The following is a 19606-nucleotide window of genomic DNA, read 5'->3' as shown; positions in this document are numbered from 1 at the left end:
CGAGCCGGCCCATATCTCCACAAACCGGAATGCCAGATGTCCCTGCGCCTTGCCACCTTCAATGTCGAAAACCTGCTGACCCGTTTCGATTACACCGGTTTCCGTAATCAGTTGCGCCAGGACCGTGTGTTGAAGCTGTTCGACGTGCAGAACGAAGCCATTTACAAGCAGCTCGAAGCGGCGCGCGTGGTCGCTGCCACCGACGACACGCGGCAGATGACGGCGCTTGCGATCGCCGATGCAGATGCCGACATCATTTGCCTGCAGGAAGTCGACAGCATGGCGGCATTGCAGGCTTTCGAGTACGGCTATCTCTACCGCATGGTCGGCAATGGCTACCGGCAGAAGTTCCTGATCGAGGGCAATGATGGCAGGGGTATCGATGTTGCCGTGATGACGCGCGAGGAGACGCGTGACGGGCAGCCGATCCTGTTGAAGGACATCAGAAGTCACGCCATGGTGACTTATCGCGATTTCGGTCTTTTCAACGATGAACTGGCCGCACTTGATCTTCATCTGGACGACAAGATCTTCAAGCGTGATTGCCTGGAGCTTGATTTGACCATCGGCGGCGTGCCGTTCTCGCTGTATGTCGTGCATCTGAAATCGATGGGGCCAGTGCGGGAAGGCGTCGGTGGCCGAGATTCGACCATGCCGGTCCGCCGCGCCGAGACGCTTGCCGTGCGCCGCCTCATCGAGGACCGTTTTGGCGCCGGTCATACGGCGACGAAGAATTTCGCTATTTGCGGCGATATGAATGATTATCAGGAGCGCGTCGATGTCATCGGCACGCGCCACACCGGCTATCGTTTCAAACATCGGGATGACGAGAGCCCGGCACTCGATGTCTTCAGCAAGGACGGTTTCGTTGAAAACGTTATGCGCCGGCGCGATGTGCTGGACCGCTGGACGTTGTATCACGCTCGCGGGCCGCAGGAGCAGTGGCTTTGCCAGCTCGACTATATCTGGCTGTCTCCGGCCTTGGCGCGCGCCAATGCGCAGCGGATGCCCGACGTCATCCGCTCCGGTCAGCCCTTTCGCACCATATTTCCGCCCGGACAGGAAGTAGAACGTTATCCACGTACCGGTTGGGACAGGCCGAAGGCCTCCGATCATTGCCCCGTCGTCATGACATTGGACCTACTATGACTCACGCTTTCAAACTGCGAAACGACACGGCCGCCTGGCCGCCGGAAAATACTGTATTCCCGGTGGCCCGCATCGATCTTGCGGTTATCGCCGGCGATCACCCTTTTCATCTCAGCAACGCCGAGGCAGCGCAGGAAAACTGGAAGAAGGAGATTGCCGCCAATCCGGCACTTTTCGATGGGCGGATGATCTTTCAGCATCGCTTGTCGGTCAGCGAGCAGGCTGTAGAGGGCGAGGCATATGTGACGCCGTTCTCCACATTCATGTGGTGGCGCAAACAGAGGGAGCGCGGTGGCGGCTTTCATGTCTTTGCCTTTCCGGTCGCCGTCTCTTCCGACGGCGCGATCATTGCCATCCGCATGGCTGAGCACACCGCCAATCCCGGCCAGGTCTATTGTGCCGCGGGTTCGATGGATGAAAACGATATCGTCGATGGGCACTGCGATGTCGAGGGCAACATGCGTCGCGAAGTCATGGAGGAAACAGGCCTCGACTTATGGGATGCGGTCGCGGAGCCGGGCTATTACGCCACGCATTCGAACCTTTCTGTTACCCTCTTCCGCATCTTCCGCTTCCCCTGGACAGCCGAGGAGATGTTGGAGCGGATCCGGGCGCATATGCTGGTAGACCACGAAAAGGAGATCGACGACGCGGTTGCCATTCGCTCGGCCAACCCTGCTGCGCATCATTATAGTTCGGCGATGCCGCCTATTCTCGCGTGGTTCTTCGGTCGTCGGGAATAGCTTTAGCTTGCGCTCAAATGTGTTGCCGTTATGTATGGTTGAGCAGGCGTCTACAGTCTAGAATCATGTAATGGAGGCAGGGGTGGCCCGCAGCTTCAGTGTCTATGATGTATTCACCGACAGAAAACTCGCGGGCAATCCGCTAGCCGTCATCTTCGATGCCGAGGGATTGGACGACGAGGCGATGCAGGCGATCGCGAAGGAGATGAATCTCTCCGAGACGGTGTTCGTTCTGCCGCCGCAGAACCCGGCGCATACCGCAAGCTTGCGCATCTTCACGCCCGCCCGCGAGCTGCCTTTCGCCGGCCACCCGACCGTTGGCACTGCGATCGCTCTGGCTGAGCGGGCGCATGCCCGCCATGGCGGCGACGTCGATCTCGTTTCGGTGCTGGACGAGCGGGTGGGGCCGGTGCGCTGCGCCGTCCGGCTCAGGCAGGAAAGGGCGGGTTTTGCCGAATTCGACCTGCCGCGGAAATCACAGCAAATCATGTTGCCGCTCGACCGTGCCGATATCGCCAATGCGCTCAGCCTGAAGATCACCGAGATCGGTTTCGAGAATCACGTGCCGTCGATCTGGAGCGCCGGCGTGCCGTTCCTGCTGGTGCCAGTGCACGATGTCGGGGCCGCCGAGCGTATGGAATTCGACCCACAGCTCTGGGAAAAGACCGTGCCCTTCGTCGACGGTGCGCTCGCCTCGGCCTTCATCTATTGCCGTGGCGCGCTCAATCACACGGCCAAGTTCCATGCCCGGGTATTCCCCGTCGGGATGGGCATTGTCGAGGATCCGGCCACGGGCGCGGCGGTGGCTGCGCTTTCCGGCGCGATAAACTATTTCGACCGGCTGCCGGATGGCCACCATCCCGTCATCGTCGAGCAGGGTGTCGAGATGGGCCGCCCATCCTTTATCCACCTTCACATCGACATCGACGGCGGCGATATCGCCAACGCCCGCATTGGCGGTCAGGCCGTACGCGTGGCGACGGGAATTCTTGAGCTTTGATTTTGTAAGGTTTTTGCGGCTCTTCGAAATTTTTTTGACGATTAACCAAAGAAAATTCATCTGGCCGCTGGACAATCAAACCGATCCTATTTATATGCCCGGTCACACCGCGAGCGAGCGGTTACGGGTGATTAGCTCAGTTGGTAGAGCAGCTGACTCTTAATCAGCGGGTCGTAGGTTCGAGCCCTACATCACCCACCAAAATTTCTTCTGAGAATTACCGCAAAGCCTTGGAAATAAAGGTTGTTGCGGTTTTCTGTTTCCAGAGCCTGGCGTTTGGCCACAAGGTCGCTATGCACGCATCATGCGGCGACATGGGCGCGCGACTTCATTGCGCATGATTGATTGCATAAGGTGATGCGGGAAGGCGGTTCGAGTAATCGGGATCCGGCGCAATCAGCGTTGCGAGGATCAGGATGCATCCCATAGCGATTACGGTGCCTGCATAAAGAATGAACGCAAGGTGACTTTGCATGGCCATGCCAAACCCAAAGTTCTCTGAATCTAACCGTTGGCGTTCAGGTAAGTTCCCATGATTGGAATTTACTGTGATCTCGCTTTGCCTGCTGCCGAATGACTCAAGAAATGCCGTCCTGACGACTGCGGCAGCATTTGGGGATTACCACCAGTGATGTGAGCGCTCGCTTTCCGCGGCGTTTCTTCCCATCAGGTAGCCCAATCCAAAAATAATTGCGCCAATTGCGACGATCGTTGCGGTCGTTGTTTGGTGTTCCTGAGCGCCTATAGCAACGGCTTGCGCCTCGCGCTTGGCCATGGATGTTGCCGACTTTACCGCCCTTTTCACTCCTTCGGGCTGCTCAACCGGCGTTCCCGTGAAACCTGCATTCAATTTTGGCATCGCGTTCTCCTTTTACAAAAAGGTAACTGCGGAAAAACGGAACTGTTCCTTCGACCGCGTTCTACTCCTGACGCGATCTACAGATCGCTTTCATTCGAAGCGGGATCAAAATCATAAATTTTGCGGGAGGATGGACGGCGAAAACACACGCCAAACCTTCAATTCGAATCGCTGGGCTTTGGGGAGATTGCGCTATTCGGCTGGGGCTAACTAATGCCTCTTATGCCCGCCGCCTTCCATCACGCTGAATACGAAAATGGCTGCGAGAACCAGAACCAGCATATAGTCGAAGGGGGTGAGCAGGTGCAGCAGTTCCATGATGTTTCTCCTCCCAGAGAACATGTATCAGAACAATCGGTAGTATGTGCCTTTGTTCCGCGTATGCCAAGGTTTTCACATCCTGCGGTGCGATAACGCTGTTGTGCGGGGCACAAAGAAGTCCTTGTTTGCATGGATGTATCGGCGGTCACGGATGGTCAGCAGCCGGTTGGACCATCGCGCTGCCATCGGCATTCTATTGTCAATAAAATTTATAGAGTATATTCCTATGCCGTAGGCATTTTCGGTTGCCGCCGGCGAAGTGTTCGGCGCAAACGATCGATTTGGAAGGATTTGGCGATGACCACTTGTTCTCACGATCAATCGCGTGATCGGCCTGTCATCGCAATCATCGGCGGCGGCATTTCGGGGGCGGCGGTTGCTTTTCACCTGCTGCAATCGGAAGCGCTGCAGCCCGGTCAGCTCTTCATTTTCGAACCGCGCGCCAGGCTCGGGGCAGGGCTTGCCTATGATACCCGCGACCCCGCGCATCGCATCAATGTGCCGGCAGCTAAGATGAGCCTGTTTCCTGACGATCTCGAACATTTCCAGCGCTGGCTTCAAGACAACAATGCGCTGGAGGGCGACCAGACGGCGGTCGCGGCGAATGGCAGCCTGTTTCCGCGGCGCGGGCTTTTTGGTCGTTATATCAATGCCATGGTGCAGCCTTTTATCGATGGCGGTGCCATCACCCATGTCGCGGAAAGGGTTGCGGATGTCCGGCGGCTGGATGACCGATGGGTGATCACGGGCGAGGCGGGACGGCGCTTGGAGGTGGATATTCTCGTCATCGCCACCAGCCATCCGTCGCCGTTGCCGCCGCGGTCATTGCAAAATGCGCTTGCCGGCCATCCGCGTTTCGTCGCGGACCCGACGCGGCCGGATGCGCTCGATGCCATCCGCCCCGGCGATCGGGTGTTGGTGGTCGGTAACGGCCTGACCTCCGCCGACGTCATCGCCTCGCTGGAGCTGCGTGGTCATAAAGGACCGATCACCGCAATTTCCCGACGCGGGCTGCGATCGCGCGGGCATGCGCCGGTGAAGCAGGAGTTGTTCGGCGATTTCGTCAGTCAGCCGTCACGGACAGCGCTTGATCTTCTGAGGCGCGTGCGCGCCGCTATTCGTAAGGCCGAAGGCGAGGGATGGACTTGGCATGCGGTGATCGATCAGGTGCGCGCGCAGGGAGGGGATTTATGGCAGGCAATGCCGCTCAACGAGCGTCGTCGTGTGGTGCGGCATTTGCGGCCCTTTTGGGATGTGCATCGCTTCCGTGTCGCGCCGCAGGTCGAGGCCGTCAGTGAGGAGGCGATCAGCACCGGCAGGCTCGATGTACTCGCGGCTTCCGTCGCGTCCGTAGAGGCGAAGGGCGAGGTGATCGATTGTACGCTTCGGCTCAGCCGCTCGGGCAAGAGCCTCGATCGTCAATTCGATGCGGTCGTCGTGACGACCGGGCCGAGCCATCGCGGCATTCTGGGCTCGCAAGGCTGGATCGGCGCCCTTGCGGATGCGGGCTATCTCGCCATCGATGCCACAGGGCTCGGCCTTGCCTGCAATATGGCATCGCTGGCGCTCGGCGCTGATGGTAAGACGGCACCGTCGCTGCTCATTTCCGGACCTTTGGCGCGGGGCACTTTCGGCGAACTTATGGGCCTGCCCGAAGTGGTCGAGCATGCCGTTTTCGTCGCCGAACAGGTGGCGTCGGCGATTGCCCAAAATGCTCCCGACCACACCCAGCGCAAGCATAACAAGCCAAAAGTCGATAGCAGCTCCGCGTAAAGGTAGAAAAAAGTGCAAAAACGTTGCTTGAGCGATACATTTGCCCAAATTTACTCATATAAACTATACAATTTGTGAGTTATTATCTTGTTCGCACGGGGCGGCAGCGTTACTTCCGAGGTCAATGACGAACAGGACAAGCCGGTTGAGTCTCGATCGAATCGTGCCGGGCTTACAACAATCGACTTTGCAGTAAGTGGATAGCGATGCTCACGAAAAAAGGAAAATACGGGTTGAAGGCGCTGGTGGACCTGGCACGCCTCGGGCCGGGCGAAACTGCGTTTATCAACGACATCGCGTCCCGCAATAATATCCCGAAGAAATTCCTCGACACCATCCTGTTGGAACTGCGTAATGCCGGCGTGCTGCGCTCGAAGAAGGGGCCAGGCGGCGGCTATTCGCTATCGCGCCCTGCCTCCGATATCCGCATCGGCCATGTCATCCGCACGCTCGACGGTCCGCTCGCGCCGATCCGCTGCGCCAGCCGCACGGCCTATGAAGCCTGCGACGATTGCGCCGATCCGGAGCGCTGTCATGTGCGCCGTTCCATGACGGAAGTCCGCGACGCGATCGCGGCGATTCTCGACAATATGACGCTCGAACAGTTCGTCGCCGGCGGCGGGCCTGGAATCGAAATCGAAGAGCAGGAAGATTATCGCGCTTCGAATATCGGCTAACCCATTGGGTTCCCGAACAAGCTTATTGTTCGCCGTCACCGGCTTTTGAGAACCAAAGATCCCTGTAGATCGCGGCGGCGGATTCATCGGGCGCGCGATCCTCGGTCAGCCAAACCTTCCGGATCGACCAGGCGTCGTCACGGCTCGGAGACTTGCTGCATTGGTCCACATCCGAGGCGCCGACGCAGGGAATGAACCATGACGGCATCAAAGGCCGTGCTGCGTAGCCAGTTTCCGTGCGGGTGATCAGGACAGCAAGCCCTGCCTTCTTGCTGGCTTGCCACGGAAAGATGATCCGGCCTGCGGGCCGCAATGCTTTAAGCCACGATGCCGGTGGGGCGATTACGCCGGCATTTACGTAGATGAGATCGGCATTCGGCAGCGCCAGAGTGGTCGCATCGCCATGGACGAGGGAAATTCCCTCGAATGGCTCCAGATTTGCGCGTGCACGGTTGGCCAAATCCTCTTCGATTTCGAACGCATGAACATGGCCATTTGGCAGCACCAGCATCGACAGGAGCGCCGTATAGTACCCCGTCCCCGCGCCAATATGGATTACGGTGTCGCCGGACTTCGGGGCGGCAACCCCGATCCAGGCCGCATGCAGGAACGGCTCCCCATTATTGATGCCTTTGGTTCTGTCCAAAGCGACGAGCGCATTCTGATAAAGAATGGAGGGATCGGCGCCGGGCGTTTCAATGTAGCGCCGATTGACCTTTATCTGCCAAGGCCCAGGACCCAGGAACGCTTCGCGCGGTACAAGCTCGAAAATCCGCTCAAGCCTTTCATCGTGGGAATTGCTGGCGGCAGCCATCATTTTCGCGTGAAAGGCCCGTATCTCTTCCAAACTGGCACGGCGATTTGCAGTCACGGTCTCTCTCCACCTTCCGATACAAAATTCATCAGAGCGTCCAGTTCTTCGGCGGTGTTACGCCGTTGAGATGATAGTTGCCGACGATGTGATATTTCCAGCGAACCGGGTCGTGCAGCGTGTGGGTGCGGGCGTTGCGCCAATGACGGTCGAGATTGAGGCCGATGCGGGTCGAAGAGGTGCCTGCGAGCTCGAACAGTGTATTCGAGGCTTCGATGGCTATTTCCGTCGTCAGGGTTTTCGCGGCAGCCACAGCAAGTGTGGCCTCGATCACATCATCTTCCGTTGGATTGATCTGAGCAACATCGATCTTCCTGCCGGCGCGTTCCAGCATGGCTGCGGCTGCCTCGATGCGAATGGCGATCTGGCCGATCCTGGCGATGGTCAGCGGATCATCGGCCGCTCGCTCGACGCCGCTGTCCATCCAGGGGCGGGCGTGCGTTTTCACAAACTCCACGGTCTCGGTGAAAGCGGCGCGGGCAATGCCGAGATCGATGCCGGCATGGATAATTTGGCCGACCGAACCGATGGTCGTCGCCCGCTCGAAGCCCTTGTGATGCGCGACGACAGCGTCGGCGTTAACGTAGACATTATGCAGAATGGTGGTGCCGCTGCCGGATGTGCGCTGACCGAAACCGTCCCAATCATCCATGATCTGGATGCCTTCAGCGCCACGCGGGACAAGTGCCAGGATGAGTTCGTCGTCTGCGTTCAGCGCAAAAATACCGATCCAGTCGGCGAAAACTACGCCGGTGGAATAGAATTTGCGGCCGTTGACGCGATAGCCCAACCCGTCCGATGTCAGGCGCGTGTTGTATTGACCGGCCGTTCCGGTGCCGACTTCGGAAAATGCATTGCCGAAGCGGTCACCGGCCAGCGCCCTGGTAAAGAAGAAATTCTTCTGTTCCTCGCTGCCATCGACGCGAAGCGCTTCCAGAATGTAGAAATGGCTCTGCGGAATCTGGGCGATCGAAGGATCGGCTTCGGCCAGAATGGCTATGATTTCGGCAAGAACGGAGTTGGAAATATCGATGCCGTCATATTCGGACGGAGTGGTGATGCCGAGCAGGCCGGATTGCGACAGGGCCTCCAGCTCCTCGTAGGGCAACACCCGGTTGATGTCGCGGTCGCTTGCCTGCTGTGCAAATTGGATGGCCAGCGATCGCGCGATTTCCAGCGCTTCCTCGTCGCTTTGAATGCGGTGTGCGAGCGGTCTGGTGCGCTCGTGCAACTGTGAAACAGTTCCCATTCATAACCCCATCAACGATGGCATATCAGTGACTTAGCTGGCGAAAGCGCTATGATCGTAATTTCTATAGATCTACTATACAATAGATTTTCTTTGCTTATCCAGATTTCGCTATCCGCCATAATAGGCACCGAATGGAGAAATTGTAAGCGGGCGGCTCAATGCAGCCATCGCTCGCATCCAGGAGAGCGCCGTGGTCGCGACACTGATCCTTCCGGGTTTAAACGGCTCCGCCGAGGGGCATTGGCAGCGCCATTGGGCGCGCGATAAGACCTCTGCGGCCATCGTCCGTCAGGCTTCATGGTCGAGGCCGGTGCTGGAACACTGGTTGGCGGCGCTGGAGAGAGAGTTGGAGCGGGTGGAAGAAGCCTGGCTCGTCACGCATAGTCTCGGATGCCTGCTTGCCGCAAATCTCGCAGATCACCCCGCCGCCCGGCATGTGAAAGGCGCTTTTCTTGTGGCTCCCTGTGATCTCGACCGGACGGAGAGGCTGCATCCCGGCGCCATCGATTTCGGCACAATGCCGACTAAAGCTCTGCCATTTCCGAGCTTTGTCGTTGGCAGCCGCGATGATCCGTACATGGATTTCGTCGAGCTTCGGCATCATGCCGCGCGATGGGATAGTGAGCTTCATGATCTCGGCCATGCCGGCCACATCAATATCGCCAGCGGTTTTGGCCGATGGGAGCAGGGCTTCCAACTCTTTTCCGCGTTCACGAAGGGGGTCGAGGATCGGCAATTCAGGCGGGCAAGACCACCGTTGCACGACGTCCTGTGCGGGGCCATGCCATAAGCGTCGTCTTCCATGAAAAATGCGGTCGCAAGAAAGCGCTTGCTACCGGCGCATTTTCGCGCTTTCATATACGACTAAATAAGTAGACAATAGCGACAATGACATTTGTCGAGCCGTCAATGGCTCGATGTGTGTCCAGGTTGACGAAGGCAACGGGCTTCCTAGCTTGAATGGGAGCCCGCCCAGAGCATCCCGTCAGGTAGAGGGATGCCCTGGATTCAAGAACCAGAGCGTCCAATGCGTTTACGACGCGCGGCGCTCTAGCGGCCGAGCGTTTGATGGCCGCGAGCTGTGTGCGGGTCACAGGCAAAGTATCAGCGTGCCCTCAGAAAAGCATGATCGACCACCTCTTGCCCCAGGAGTTGATATGACGGTTCAGGGACTTTTTTCTGCCAGGGCAAATGCCTCGGCGCAGGCCTATGCGATGCCGCGCATCGCTGTCATCGGCCGCGGCTTTTCCGGCATGATGACGGCGATCGCCTTGATGAAGACGGTGCGGACGCCCTTTCATCTGCAGCTCTTCGACCCCAATTCCAGCGTCAGCGGCGGTCAGGCGTTGGCTTCCGGCCATAGCAGCGAAATCCTGAACAGCCGTGTGCGCGATCTCTCGGTTTCCGCTGGCGATCCCGATGATTTCAACGATTGGCTCTGTAGCAATGCCGCGTTCCGCAGTGCCGTGCCGGCGGCCATACCGGGCTTTTTGCAGATATTCGTCCCCAAAAGCATTTTCAGCGACTATGTGTACCAGCGCTTTTCCGAGGCATTGTCCTCGCGGCGGGATATTGCGGTGCAGGTCAGCGGCGAGACGGTGATCGGCCTTCGCCGCAGCCATGGCGACCGCTTTTTGGTGGAGAGCGCCGGCGCCGTCTATCCCCCGTTCGACACCGTGGTCCTGGCGACTGGTTACGGCATTGCCGATCACGAGCCGCAGAGCGGCGAACCGGTGGCGACGCCGACGACGGTCCGCGCCCGCCGCCTAGTGTCGCGCCCGCATACGGTCTTGCTCGGTAGCGGTCTGCGCGTCGTGGACCGGCTGCTGCAGATGCGCGACAACGGCTATGATGGGCAGATCACCATCGTTTCGAGACACGGCTTTCTGCCGCAGAGCCACACCCGCAGCAATGCCGATCCGGTCTTTCCTGCAGAAGCAATGCCCGGCAGTCTCAGCGAGATTGTGCGTTTTATCCGGCGGGCTTGCGAGAATGCGGAGGCGAGCGGGCAAAGCTGGCAATCCGTCATGAACGGCCTGCGCAAACATGCGCGCTCCCTCTGGCGCTCGCTGCCGGCCGGACAGAAGCAGCAATTCAACCGCCATCTGCGCGCCCTTTACGACAGCCATAGAAACCGTCTCCCGGAGGCTCTGTATGTCCGGCTGAAGCAGGAGTTGGCGGAGGGCAACACGCTGTCGCGTCGCGGCCAATTCCTAAGGCGCACGCCGACCGGGTTGATGCTGAAGCCGGCCGGTCAGCAGGGCGCGGAGCAGATCTATGCCGACGAGGTGATCGATTGCCGCTGCCGGGAGCCCGATCTCGATACGCCATTGATGCGGAGCCTGATCAACGCGGGCCTCGCCACACCGGATGAACTCGGTCTTGGCCTTGCTGTCGAAGCAACGGGGGCGCTTTCCACAGATGGCCGCATAATCGAGGGACTTTTCGCCATCGGCCCGCTGGGGCTCGGCAGCCTGCCGGACATCGATCTCGTGCCCGAGATCGTCACGCAGGCCTATGCGGCCGCCGAAGGCGTGGCGGCCCGGTTCTATCCGCAGTGCAAGGCGGTGTGATTGGGATTTTTGTCGCTCGCCTAAGCTCGGAGGCGAGGTCATTTGCCATGTTCAACAGCCCTTATGAATACGAGCTTCGGCCTCATCGCCATGCCTTATTTTTTGATTGAAATTAGTAACGTAATAACATAACAAATGCGCTTACCATTCACGCGAACCGGAATTCGGGGACAAGTGCAGACCTCAATGACACTACCATTGCTCGCTTTGATTTTCTGTGAGATGAACCATACCGATGGTGCTGCCGCCGGAATCATCCGGAGGGCGGCTGAAAAGGGAACACGGTGCGGATTACCCATCAGGGGCCAAAACCGTGGCTGCCCCCGCAACTGTAAGCGGAGAGCGCGTTCGCGACATGCCACTGGCTTCATGCCGGGAAGGTGCGAACGGGCTGTGACCCGCGAGCCAGGAGACCTGCCATCGATGACGTCAACCGCAACGGACGGGGTGTTCCGATGGAAATTCAGTGGTTGGGCGACGGAGCATTCGCGTCCGCAGGCCCTATCTTGACTTTGCCTCCGGCGAGATCTCCGGGAGGCTTTTCATGGATACAGCGAGAGAGCAGACGCATCGGATCACCGTATGCACGAATTGCCGTCACGTCGGCGCGCCATGCCGTCCCGGTCTTGATTTGCTGAAGCATCTACAGGCCGCCATTACCCAGGCTGGCGCGGCACTTTCCGACGATTTCAGTCTGGAGGGCAGCGTTTGCATGGCCGGCTGCGATCGGCCATGCACCGTCGCCTTCCAGGCAACGGCAAAGGCGACCTACCTCTTCGGCGACATCGCGGGCGAGGCGGATATCGGGGCACTCGTCTCCTTCGCCGAGCTTTACCGCGATCGGCCCGATGGCCTGACACGGGAAGGCGAACGCCCGAAAATGCTGGGCGGCAAGACATTGGCGTGCATTCCGGCTGCGATCGTTTCGGCCGAACGCCAAGCAACGCTCTTGCAGTAGGAGCGGGGTCATGCTGGAAAAATGCTTGCGACTGGAAGCTGACGGCGTCACCTGGGGCCCGCATAAGGGTAAACCGATCATCCGGGACATCAGCCTGTCCGTCAAAGCTGGTGATCGGCTGGCAATCATCGGCCCGAACGGGGCGGGTAAATCGACCCTGCTGCGCTGCCTCTATCGTGGTATCCGGCCGCAACGGGGTTGCGTGCGTCTCGACGGCATCGATCTCTGGTCGATCGGCCCGCGCGAGGCGGCGCAGCGTATCGCCGTCGTCCTGCAGGAGACGCCGGGCGATTTTCCCTTTAGCGTCCGCGATGTGGTGATGATGGGCCGCATTCCCCATCGCAAGGGCATGGCGCGTTGGAGCGAGGAGGATCATGCGGCGACCGCGGCAGCACTTGTCCGCCTGGAGCTCAAGGATCTGGCGCTCCGGCAATTCGCGTCGCTTTCGGGCGGCGAAAAGCAGCGGGTATTGATTGCCCGCGCGCTGGCGCAAGAGCCGGAGCTGATTATCCTCGACGAGCCAACCAACCATCTCGATATCCGCCATCAGCTCGAAATACTGGAGCTGCTGAAAGGCCTTGGTCGGACGATCATCACGACCTTGCACGACATCAATCTTGCCGCCGATTTCGCCACCCATGTCGCAGTGCTCGATTCCGGCTGTTTGACAGGCCACGGCTCGGCAACCGAGGTTCTGACCGCCGAGCGCATCTCATCCGCATTCCGTGTCGAAGCGAGCCGTCAGGTCGTGGGCGACACATCCCATCGTTTTACGTTTTCTCTTCGATAATTTGGAGCCATCCATGTCTTTCCGCATGTCCTTGTCCGCTACCGCCTTGCTGCTCGGTACGTTCTTTGCTGGCGCTGCTTTGGCCGAACCCGTCACCGTGCGTAGCTGCAATCGCGATGTCACTTTCGACAAGGCGCCGGAGCGCGCCGTTTCCAACGATGTCAACCTCACGGAAATGATGCTGGCGCTGAAGCTAAGGGATCGCATGGTCGGCTACACCGGGGTTTCCGGCTGGAAGACGCTGGATGAGAAGCTGCGGGACGGCATCAAGGAAATGCCGGAGCTGTCGCCGAAATATCCAACCAAGGAAGTGTTGCTCGGAGCCAATGCCGACTTTTATTTCGCCGGCTGGAACTACGGCATGAAAGTGGGCGGCGAAGTGACGCCGCAGACTTTGGCGACCTTCGGCATCAAGGTCTATGAGCTCACCGAATCCTGCATCTTCGTCATGCAGAAGAACAAGCCGACCATGGACGACATGTTCGTCGACCTGCTCAATCTCGGCAGGATTTTCCGTGTCGAGGATAGGGCGGAAGCCCTAGTGGCGGATTATCGCAAGCAGCTCGGCGCTATCCAGGCGAAGATCAGCCGTGCCGACAAGCCGACCCGCGTCTTCGTCTATGATTCCGGTGAGGAGAAGCCCTTCACCTCGGGCCGGTACGGCATCCCGACGGCAATGATCGAAGCGGCCGGCGGCACCAATGTCATGGACAATGTCGAAAAGAGCTGGACGGAGGTCTCCTGGGAGCCTGTGATCGAGAAAAACCCCGAGGTCATCGTCATTGTCGACTACGGCGAAGTCACGGCGGCCCAGAAGATCGCATTTCTGAAGAACAATCCGGCTTTCAAGACCATCGACGCGGTGAAGAACGACCGTTTCGTCGTGCTTCCCTATGTCGAGGCCACGCCGGGACCGCGCAATATCGAGGCGATCGCAACGCTGGCGAAGGCTTTCCACCCGGAAGCGATGTAACGAACGACAATGCCCATCCGTCCAGTCGATCACTGAGCGGATCGGATCGCTTCCTGGATTTTCGCATGCGTATTGGCCTTCCCATTCTAATCCCTCTCCTGGTCGCTCTCCTCGCCATGTCGATCACGGCGGGCGTTTCCTTCGGTGCGGCACCGATCCCGTTTGCGACCGTCTGGTCGATCGTCGGCAACAAGCTGCATGCCAGCTTGTTTCCCGTCACCTGGTCGGGCGGACAGGAAAGCATCGTTTGGGACGTCCGTTTTCCGCGCGTCATTCTCGCGTTGCTCGTGGGGGCCGGGCTTGCGGTCACCGGAGCTGTGCTGCAGGCCTTGACGCGAAATCCGCTGGCTGATCCGCATCTTCTCGGCGTTTCCTCAGGTGCCGCTTTCGGTGCTATCCTGGCACTACTGCATACGGGGCTCATCCTTGGGCTACTGACCGTACCCTTATTCTCCTTCGCCGGCGCGCTACTCGCGATCGCCGCCGTAGCGCTGGTGACCCGGCTGACGCGCTCGCAATCAGCCGACCGGCTGGTGCTGTCTGGCGTCGCCGTCGCCTTTGTCTTTACCGCGCTCGGCAATCTCCTGATTTTTCTCGGCGACCCCAGGGCGGCCAATACCGTTGTCTTCTGGATGCTCGGTGGTTTGGGGCTGGCGCAGTGGCAGCATCTGATCTATCCGGCCGGCGTGCTGCTTGTCTGCCTTGCCGTGCTGATGCTGAAATCACGGGAGCTCAACGCGCTTGCCATGGGCGATGAGACGGCAGCGACGCTCGGCATTGCCGTCTCGCAATTCCGCTTCATGCTGTTTGTTGTCACGGCGCTGCTGACGGGCGTCATGGTCGCTTTTTCGGGCGCGATCGGCTTTGTCGGACTGATGGTGCCGCATTTCGTCCGGCTTCTCGCCGGCGGCGACAACGTCCGTGTCGTGCCGCTTAGCGCCGCCTTCGGGGCACTGACATTGGTCTGGGCCGATATTGCTGCGCGGCTTGTCATGGCGCCGGAGGACATGCCGATCGGCGTCGTTACCGGTCTGGTCGGCGGCATTGCCTTCATTCTGATCCTGCGAAAAAGGTGACCAACGGGCGGCGTTCACCATTGCCACCCGCCGCTCGTGGACCTATCTCCCGACGGGCATGCCGGGAGGGAGCGAATGGCCGCAGATCCGATTGTTTGTACGCCAGAGGAAGTGCTGAGCTTCTGGTTCGAGGAGTGCACGAGCGAGGATTGGTTCCGCTCCACCGTTGCTCTTGACGAAGAGATGCGCCGTCGGTTTCGCGACACGCATCTGGCATTGGCGGCTGGCGTGCCTGATCTTTGGCGGGCAACGCCCGAAAGCCGGCTGGCAGCGGTCATCGTCCTCGATCAGTTCGCCCGAAACATCTATCGCGGCACACCGCTTGCGTTTGCGACGGATGGTTTGGCTTTGCAGGAGGCGAAAGAGGCTTTGGAGGTCGGTGCGGATCGAGGGATGCCGGCGGAACGACGGATATTCTTCTACTTGCCTTTCGAGCATGCCGAAGACCTGGCCGAACAGGGCCGGTCCGTGGCACTTTTCCGTTCGCTCGGCCTTGAAGAGCAGATCGATTATGCGGTTCGCCATCGCGCCATCATCGCCGCCTACGGCCGCTTCCCGCATCGCAATGTCTTCCTTGGCCGGGTGTCGACAGAGGCTGAGAAAGACTATCTCGCCGAGCCTGGAGCAGGATTCTGAGGGAATAAAGGTGTAAATGCCTTTGTGTCGCCTTTCTTTGCCTTACAAGGCGTAGGCCAAGGGAATATGAAATTCGCAATCACAGTTTAGGAAGATCCGATCTTCCGTTTTTTCGTGCGGCGAATCCGTTTACTCGCCGCCGGCGACTTTACTGCGACGAGGAGCTTTGCTTGCGCCCGCTGAAACACCGTCTCCGTTTTTTGCCCGTGCTGCTTATGGGGCTGAGCGCAGCCATTGTTGCCGGCCCTTTGATGGGCGGGCGGGCTTTTGCGCAAAGCCAGCAGCAGGCACAACCGACGCAGCAACCGGAACAGCAGCCCGCAGGCCAAGCGCCGCAGTCGGCGCAGCTCGCCAACGGTTTGCTGGAGACTGCCGTTGCCGATCTCGCCAAGGCTAAGAAGGACTTCGCCTCGATCGAAGGTGACTCCAAGGAAGAGGGCGCTGATGACAATGCGCTGGTCGCCCTTTCCGGCCGGGCGGACGAGCTCAATCGCTCCGTAGCGGCGATTTCGGCGCGGTTGAAGCCGCGCACTACCGAGATTGACGCGCGCCTGACACAGCTCGGTGCGCCGCCCAAGGAGGGGCAGCCGCCGGAAGCCGCGATCGTTACCCAGGAGCGCGACCGTCTCAACGCCGAACGTTCGCAGATCAGCGCCGTGACTGTCGACGCCGACAATCTCGTTGCTGCGAGTAACCGGCTTGTGATGCAACTTGTCGAAGTGCGCCGCAAGCTGTTTGCCGAGACGCTGTTCAAGCGTACTGGCGTTTCCGCCACCACATTCGAGGATGCTGGAACGGCCTTTGTCAACGAGGGCGTAGAGTTCAGCACTGCCGTAACAAGCTGGATCGGCTTTGTCGTGAAGGCGAAGCTTGGGTCGCTTATGGCTGCCCTCTTCCTGTCGCTTGGTGCGGCGTTGATTTTTCTGTCCGGAGGCTACCGGTTGTTCCGCAGATATTATGTGCGGGACGAAAACATTGAAAATCCGCCCTATATTAGCCGCCTCTCGGTCGCCTTCTGGTCGACGCTGATCCGCACGCTGTCGCTGGTCGCATTCCTCGTTACGTCCTTTTTCTTCCTGTCGAATTTCAACGTGCTGCGGCCGGATATCGCGCCTGTCCTGGCCGCTCTCTTCGGCTTCATCGGGCTGGTCTATTTCGTCGGCCGCCTGGCCAATGCCGTTTTTGCGCCCTTCAGGCCGCATTGGCGGCTCGTCAAGCTGTCCAACAAAGGTGCCCGCTCGCTGAGCTGGTGCATGCAGGCCATGGCCGTCGTCAACGGTCTTGATTATGTTTTCGACCGCATCAGCGAATCCATGGGATCGCCGGTTGTCGTCACGGTGGCGAAGAGCTTCTTTGCGGCTCTGTTGATCGGTCTTATCCTGATTGCCGCCTCCTTCGGTTCGCCGATCCTTGCAAAGAACGGCAATCCCGATGCTCCAGGCCGTCGTTGGCCGCATGGCATGGCGATCATCCTTCGGGTGCTCGGTACATTGCTGATCTTCACGGCTTTTATCGGTTATGTCGGCCTGGCGCGCTTCATTGCAACGCAGTTGATCGTCACCAGCGCCGTTCTGGCGACCATGTATCTCGGCTTCCAGCTCGGCAAGTCGGTGTCGAGGCAGGGCGTTTTTGCCGAGACGATCATTGGACGTTTCCTCGAAAGCCGTTTCGCGCTCGGCGACGTTGCGCTCGATCAGGCTGGTCTCGGGGCCGGCCTTGCGACCTACGCTGTCGCGCTCATGACCGGCATACCACTGATCCTGTTGTCCTGGGGATTCCATATCCAGGATCTGGAGCTGATTGCCTATCGTCTGTTCACCGAAATCCGCATCGGCAACATGTCGATTTCGCTGGTCGGCATTTTCGCTGGCGTTCTGCTCTTTGCCGGCGGTTATCTCGTGACGCGTTGGTTCCAGCGCTGGCTGGACAGCAACGTCATGGCGCGCGGCCAGGTGGACTTGGGTGTCCGCAACTCTGTGAAGACCGGCATCGGCTATCTCGGCGTAGCGGTGGCGTCTATCATCGCCATTTCGGCTGCCGGCATCGACCTGTCGAGTCTGGCGCTCGTCGCCAGCGCGCTCTCGGTCGGTATCGGTTTCGGCCTGCAGAATATCGTGTCGAACTTTGTCTCGGGCCTGATCCTGTTGGTCGAGCGGCCCTTCAAGGTCGGCGACTGGATCGTCTCGGGTACCTCGGAAGGCATCGTCAAGCGCATCTCGGTACGCGCCACTGAGATCGAAACCTTCCGCAAGCAGTCGATCATTGTGCCGAATTCGGAGCTGATCAACGGCTCCGTCGGCAACTGGACGCACCGCAACCGCTTGGCGCGCTCTGAAATCCCGGTTTCCGTCAGCTTCGATGCCGATCCGCAGAGGGTGATGGACATTCTGCTGGAGCTGGTGCGCGACATCCCGAAGGTGCTCAGAAATCCCGAGCCGCATGTCGAATTCCTGCGCATCGGTCCGTCCTCGCTCGATTTCGAAATGCGCTTCTATCTCTCCGATCTCTCCGACGGCATGGAAATCCGCAACAATCTGCGCATCGATATTCTGAAACGGTTTCGGGCGGAGGGGATTGCTATTCCCTATCCGCATCAGGAGCTGCACATCGTCCGCGACAGCAAGCGCGGCAGGCAGACCGATCTGCTGGCGACCACCAATCTGGCCGACTCCGCAGATGGGCCGGAAGTCGTCAATGAAGATGTCGTGAAAGACATCGCTCCGCAGGTCGAAGAGGAACTGCCGGAGCCGCTGGAGGTCAGGAGCGGCACTCGTCGTCGCGGCAAGGCATCTGCCCAGTGATGTGATCGGACGGCGTGGCAGCGGGCGAGGGCGGTTGACCTTGTCCGAGCGGCAACGTCCAGAGTATAGTATATGAGAAGGCGGCCGGCGGTCGTCTTTTTCATTTATGGGAAACCAGTCGACTTAATAAATATTCAAGTGCTTTGCTGTAGAAGTTTCGAATGGGGCCGATTTCTATTAGCAGGTTTAATCATGCCATTTTTGGGTATTTCGGGAATGCAGTATTCCGGCGGCTCTCTTGCTGGAGCGCGCATTCTTCTCGCTGAGGACTCGAATGTCTTTACGTCGATGATCAGCACGAAGCTGAAGGAACTCTTCGATATCGACATCGAAATCTGCAGGAATTTCGAAGAGTTGCAGTTTGCCTACGACAAGTCGTCGGAGCCGATCCGGTTGGCGATCTCCAACATCAATCTGCCGGGGGCAGAAAAGGGCGAGGCGCTGGAATATTTGATCGATCTCAGCATCCCGACGATCGTTTTCACCGGCACGTTCCAGGAAGGCATGCGCGACGAACTGATTGCGAAGGATATTGTCGACTATATTCTCAAGGACAACATCTTCGCCGTCGATCTGCTGGCCGAGTCGATCTGCCGTTTCCTGACCAATCATCGTCATCACGTGCTGATTGTCGACGACAGCGCCACGGCGCGTGCGCTGCTGTCCAGCCGTCTGAAGCGCTATAATTTCCGTGTTAGCGTCGCCGAGAACGGCACAAAGGCGCTGGAGATCCTGAAGGCCAACCGCGACATCGGCCTGATGGTCACCGACTACAACATGCCGGATATTGACGGTTTCGAACTGACGCGTCGCATTCGAGCCAGTATCGGTTCGCACGAGCTGCGCATCATCGGCGTTTCATCCTCTACCAATCGGCTCCTATCGGCGCGTTTTCTCAAGGCCGGCGGCAATGATTTCATCCTGCGGCCGTTCATCGACGAAGAATTCTATTGCCGCGTGAACCAAAACCTCGACACGCTGCTGCAGATCCAATCAATGCAGCAGGTAAAGTTGAGGGCCTGACATGGAGGAAGTAGGAACCGGGTGATGTTCAGAAATACAAAATATGAGGATAATTCATCTTCGGTACAAGATTTCTGCAATCTCTGGTTCCAATTTCTTCATGAATCCTGTTCACGATGGAGTTGAGGGGC

Annotated in this window: 17 protein-coding genes, 1 tRNA gene and 1 riboswitch; of the genes, 15 read left to right on the top strand and 3 right to left on the bottom strand. The window is 58.9% G+C overall.

Annotated features, from left to right (window positions below; translation table 11 throughout):
• Positions 1-36: 36 nt before the first annotated feature.
• The 4 genes from QA648_RS08625 to QA648_RS08610 all read left to right on the top strand — a co-directional run bounded on the left by QA648_RS08625 (position 37) and on the right by QA648_RS08610 (position 3093).
• Positions 37-1149 (top strand): endonuclease/exonuclease/phosphatase family protein, encoded by a 1113-nt coding sequence (locus tag QA648_RS08625; RefSeq protein WP_283050881.1) that lies wholly within the window; start codon positions 37-39, stop codon positions 1147-1149.
• On the top strand, positions 1146-1892 hold the full coding sequence (locus QA648_RS08620; RefSeq protein WP_283050879.1) for an NUDIX hydrolase: 747 nt from the start codon (positions 1146-1148) through the stop codon (positions 1890-1892). Before QA648_RS08625 ends, QA648_RS08620 begins: the two co-directional genes overlap by 4 nt.
• A gap of 82 nt (positions 1893-1974) precedes the next feature.
• A complete protein-coding gene (locus tag QA648_RS08615; protein WP_283050878.1) occupies positions 1975-2892 on the top strand; it encodes a PhzF family phenazine biosynthesis protein in 918 nt (305 codons plus the stop codon).
• Between the two features lie 125 nt (positions 2893-3017).
• Positions 3018-3093 (top strand) — tRNA-Lys (locus QA648_RS08610).
• A gap of 418 nt (positions 3094-3511) precedes the next feature.
• Here QA648_RS08610 and QA648_RS08605 read toward each other — a convergent pair.
• Entirely contained in the window at positions 3512-3751 is a 240-nt protein-coding gene (locus QA648_RS08605; protein WP_104823422.1) for a hypothetical protein, read from the bottom strand.
• A 618-nt stretch (positions 3752-4369) separates the two neighbouring features.
• Here QA648_RS08605 and QA648_RS08600 point away from each other — a divergent pair.
• Both QA648_RS08600 and QA648_RS08595 read left to right on the top strand, forming a co-directional pair.
• A complete protein-coding gene (locus QA648_RS08600) occupies positions 4370-5845 on the top strand; it encodes an FAD/NAD(P)-binding protein (RefSeq protein WP_283050876.1) in 1476 nt (491 codons plus the stop codon).
• A 206-nt stretch (positions 5846-6051) separates the two neighbouring features.
• Complete coding sequence (locus tag QA648_RS08595) at positions 6052-6522, top strand: Rrf2 family transcriptional regulator (protein WP_104823420.1); 471 nt, start codon at positions 6052-6054, stop codon at positions 6520-6522.
• Positions 6523-6544: 22 nt separating this feature from the next.
• Here the strand turns inward: QA648_RS08595 and QA648_RS08590 are convergent, their stop codons facing one another.
• Together QA648_RS08590 and QA648_RS08585 are read right to left on the bottom strand one after the other, a co-directional pair.
• Positions 6545-7393 (bottom strand): methyltransferase domain-containing protein, encoded by an 849-nt coding sequence (locus QA648_RS08590; protein WP_245463843.1) that lies wholly within the window; start codon positions 7391-7393, stop codon positions 6545-6547.
• Positions 7394-7424: 31 nt separating this feature from the next.
• Entirely contained in the window at positions 7425-8642 is a 1218-nt protein-coding gene (locus tag QA648_RS08585) for an SfnB family sulfur acquisition oxidoreductase (protein ID WP_283050873.1), read from the bottom strand.
• A gap of 193 nt (positions 8643-8835) precedes the next feature.
• Here QA648_RS08585 and QA648_RS08580 point away from each other — a divergent pair, with 193 nt between their 5' ends.
• From QA648_RS08580 to QA648_RS08540, 9 genes are all read left to right on the top strand, one after another.
• A complete protein-coding gene (locus tag QA648_RS08580; protein WP_283050872.1) occupies positions 8836-9435 on the top strand; it encodes an alpha/beta hydrolase in 600 nt (199 codons plus the stop codon).
• A 367-nt stretch (positions 9436-9802) separates the two neighbouring features.
• The gene (locus tag QA648_RS08575; protein WP_283050870.1) at positions 9803-11218 is read left to right on the top strand and encodes an FAD/NAD(P)-binding protein; all 1416 of its coding nucleotides are present in this window, start codon (positions 9803-9805) and stop codon (positions 11216-11218) included.
• A gap of 219 nt (positions 11219-11437) precedes the next feature.
• Positions 11438-11655, top strand: a riboswitch (cobalamin riboswitch).
• A gap of 107 nt (positions 11656-11762) precedes the next feature.
• Positions 11763-12176 (top strand): DUF1636 domain-containing protein, encoded by a 414-nt coding sequence (locus QA648_RS08570; RefSeq protein ID WP_283050868.1) that lies wholly within the window; start codon positions 11763-11765, stop codon positions 12174-12176.
• 10 nt (positions 12177-12186) lie between these two features.
• Positions 12187-12966: an ABC transporter ATP-binding protein gene (locus QA648_RS08565; protein ID WP_283050866.1), complete on the top strand. Its 780-nt coding sequence runs from the start codon at positions 12187-12189 to the stop codon at positions 12964-12966.
• Between the two features lie 13 nt (positions 12967-12979).
• Positions 12980-13939 carry an ABC transporter substrate-binding protein gene (locus QA648_RS08560; protein ID WP_283050864.1) on the top strand — a complete coding sequence of 320 codons (960 nt, stop codon included), beginning with the start codon at positions 12980-12982 and terminating at the stop codon, positions 13937-13939.
• A 65-nt stretch (positions 13940-14004) separates the two neighbouring features.
• Positions 14005-15015, top strand: a complete 1011-nt coding sequence (locus QA648_RS08555; RefSeq protein ID WP_283050863.1) for an iron ABC transporter permease — start codon at positions 14005-14007, stop codon at positions 15013-15015.
• 75 nt (positions 15016-15090) lie between these two features.
• The gene (locus QA648_RS08550; protein ID WP_283050861.1) at positions 15091-15651 is read left to right on the top strand and encodes a DUF924 family protein; all 561 of its coding nucleotides are present in this window, start codon (positions 15091-15093) and stop codon (positions 15649-15651) included.
• Positions 15652-15821: 170 nt separating this feature from the next.
• The gene (locus QA648_RS08545) at positions 15822-18452 is read left to right on the top strand and encodes a mechanosensitive ion channel family protein (RefSeq protein ID WP_283050859.1); all 2631 of its coding nucleotides are present in this window, start codon (positions 15822-15824) and stop codon (positions 18450-18452) included.
• 192 nt (positions 18453-18644) lie between these two features.
• The gene (locus QA648_RS08540; protein WP_104823409.1) at positions 18645-19475 is read left to right on the top strand and encodes a response regulator; all 831 of its coding nucleotides are present in this window, start codon (positions 18645-18647) and stop codon (positions 19473-19475) included.
• The last annotated feature ends 131 nt before the right edge of the window (positions 19476-19606 follow it).

Origin of the sequence: Rhizobium sp. CB3171, assembly GCF_029714265.1 — a bacterium.
Lineage (GTDB): Bacteria > Pseudomonadota > Alphaproteobacteria > Rhizobiales > Rhizobiaceae > Rhizobium.
The sequence above is the reverse complement of the archived record's forward strand: the minus strand, read 5'-3'. Positions and strand labels throughout refer to the sequence as shown.

Excerpts from the sequence above, each read along its gene's own strand:
- QA648_RS08625 (WP_283050881.1), top strand. The coding sequence starts at position 37 with ATGTCCCTGCGCCTTGCCACCTTCAATGTCGAAAACCTGCTGACCCGT.
- QA648_RS08620 (WP_283050879.1), top strand. The coding sequence starts at position 1,146 with ATGACTCACGCTTTCAAACTGCGAAACGACACGGCCGCCTGGCCGCCG.
- QA648_RS08605 (WP_104823422.1), bottom strand. The coding sequence starts at position 3,751 with ATGCCAAAATTGAATGCAGGTTTCACGGGAACGCCGGTTGAGCAGCCC.
- QA648_RS08600 (WP_283050876.1), top strand. The coding sequence starts at position 4,370 with ATGACCACTTGTTCTCACGATCAATCGCGTGATCGGCCTGTCATCGCA.
- QA648_RS08595 (WP_104823420.1), top strand. The coding sequence starts at position 6,052 with ATGCTCACGAAAAAAGGAAAATACGGGTTGAAGGCGCTGGTGGACCTG.
- QA648_RS08585 (WP_283050873.1), bottom strand. The coding sequence starts at position 8,642 with ATGGGAACTGTTTCACAGTTGCACGAGCGCACCAGACCGCTCGCACAC.
- QA648_RS08575 (WP_283050870.1), top strand. The coding sequence starts at position 9,803 with ATGACGGTTCAGGGACTTTTTTCTGCCAGGGCAAATGCCTCGGCGCAG.
- QA648_RS08570 (WP_283050868.1), top strand. The coding sequence starts at position 11,763 with ATGGATACAGCGAGAGAGCAGACGCATCGGATCACCGTATGCACGAAT.
- QA648_RS08565 (WP_283050866.1), top strand. The coding sequence starts at position 12,187 with ATGCTGGAAAAATGCTTGCGACTGGAAGCTGACGGCGTCACCTGGGGC.
- QA648_RS08560 (WP_283050864.1), top strand. The coding sequence starts at position 12,980 with ATGTCTTTCCGCATGTCCTTGTCCGCTACCGCCTTGCTGCTCGGTACG.
- QA648_RS08555 (WP_283050863.1), top strand. The coding sequence starts at position 14,005 with ATGCGTATTGGCCTTCCCATTCTAATCCCTCTCCTGGTCGCTCTCCTC.
- QA648_RS08550 (WP_283050861.1), top strand. The coding sequence starts at position 15,091 with ATGGCCGCAGATCCGATTGTTTGTACGCCAGAGGAAGTGCTGAGCTTC.
- QA648_RS08540 (WP_104823409.1), top strand. The coding sequence starts at position 18,645 with ATGCCATTTTTGGGTATTTCGGGAATGCAGTATTCCGGCGGCTCTCTT.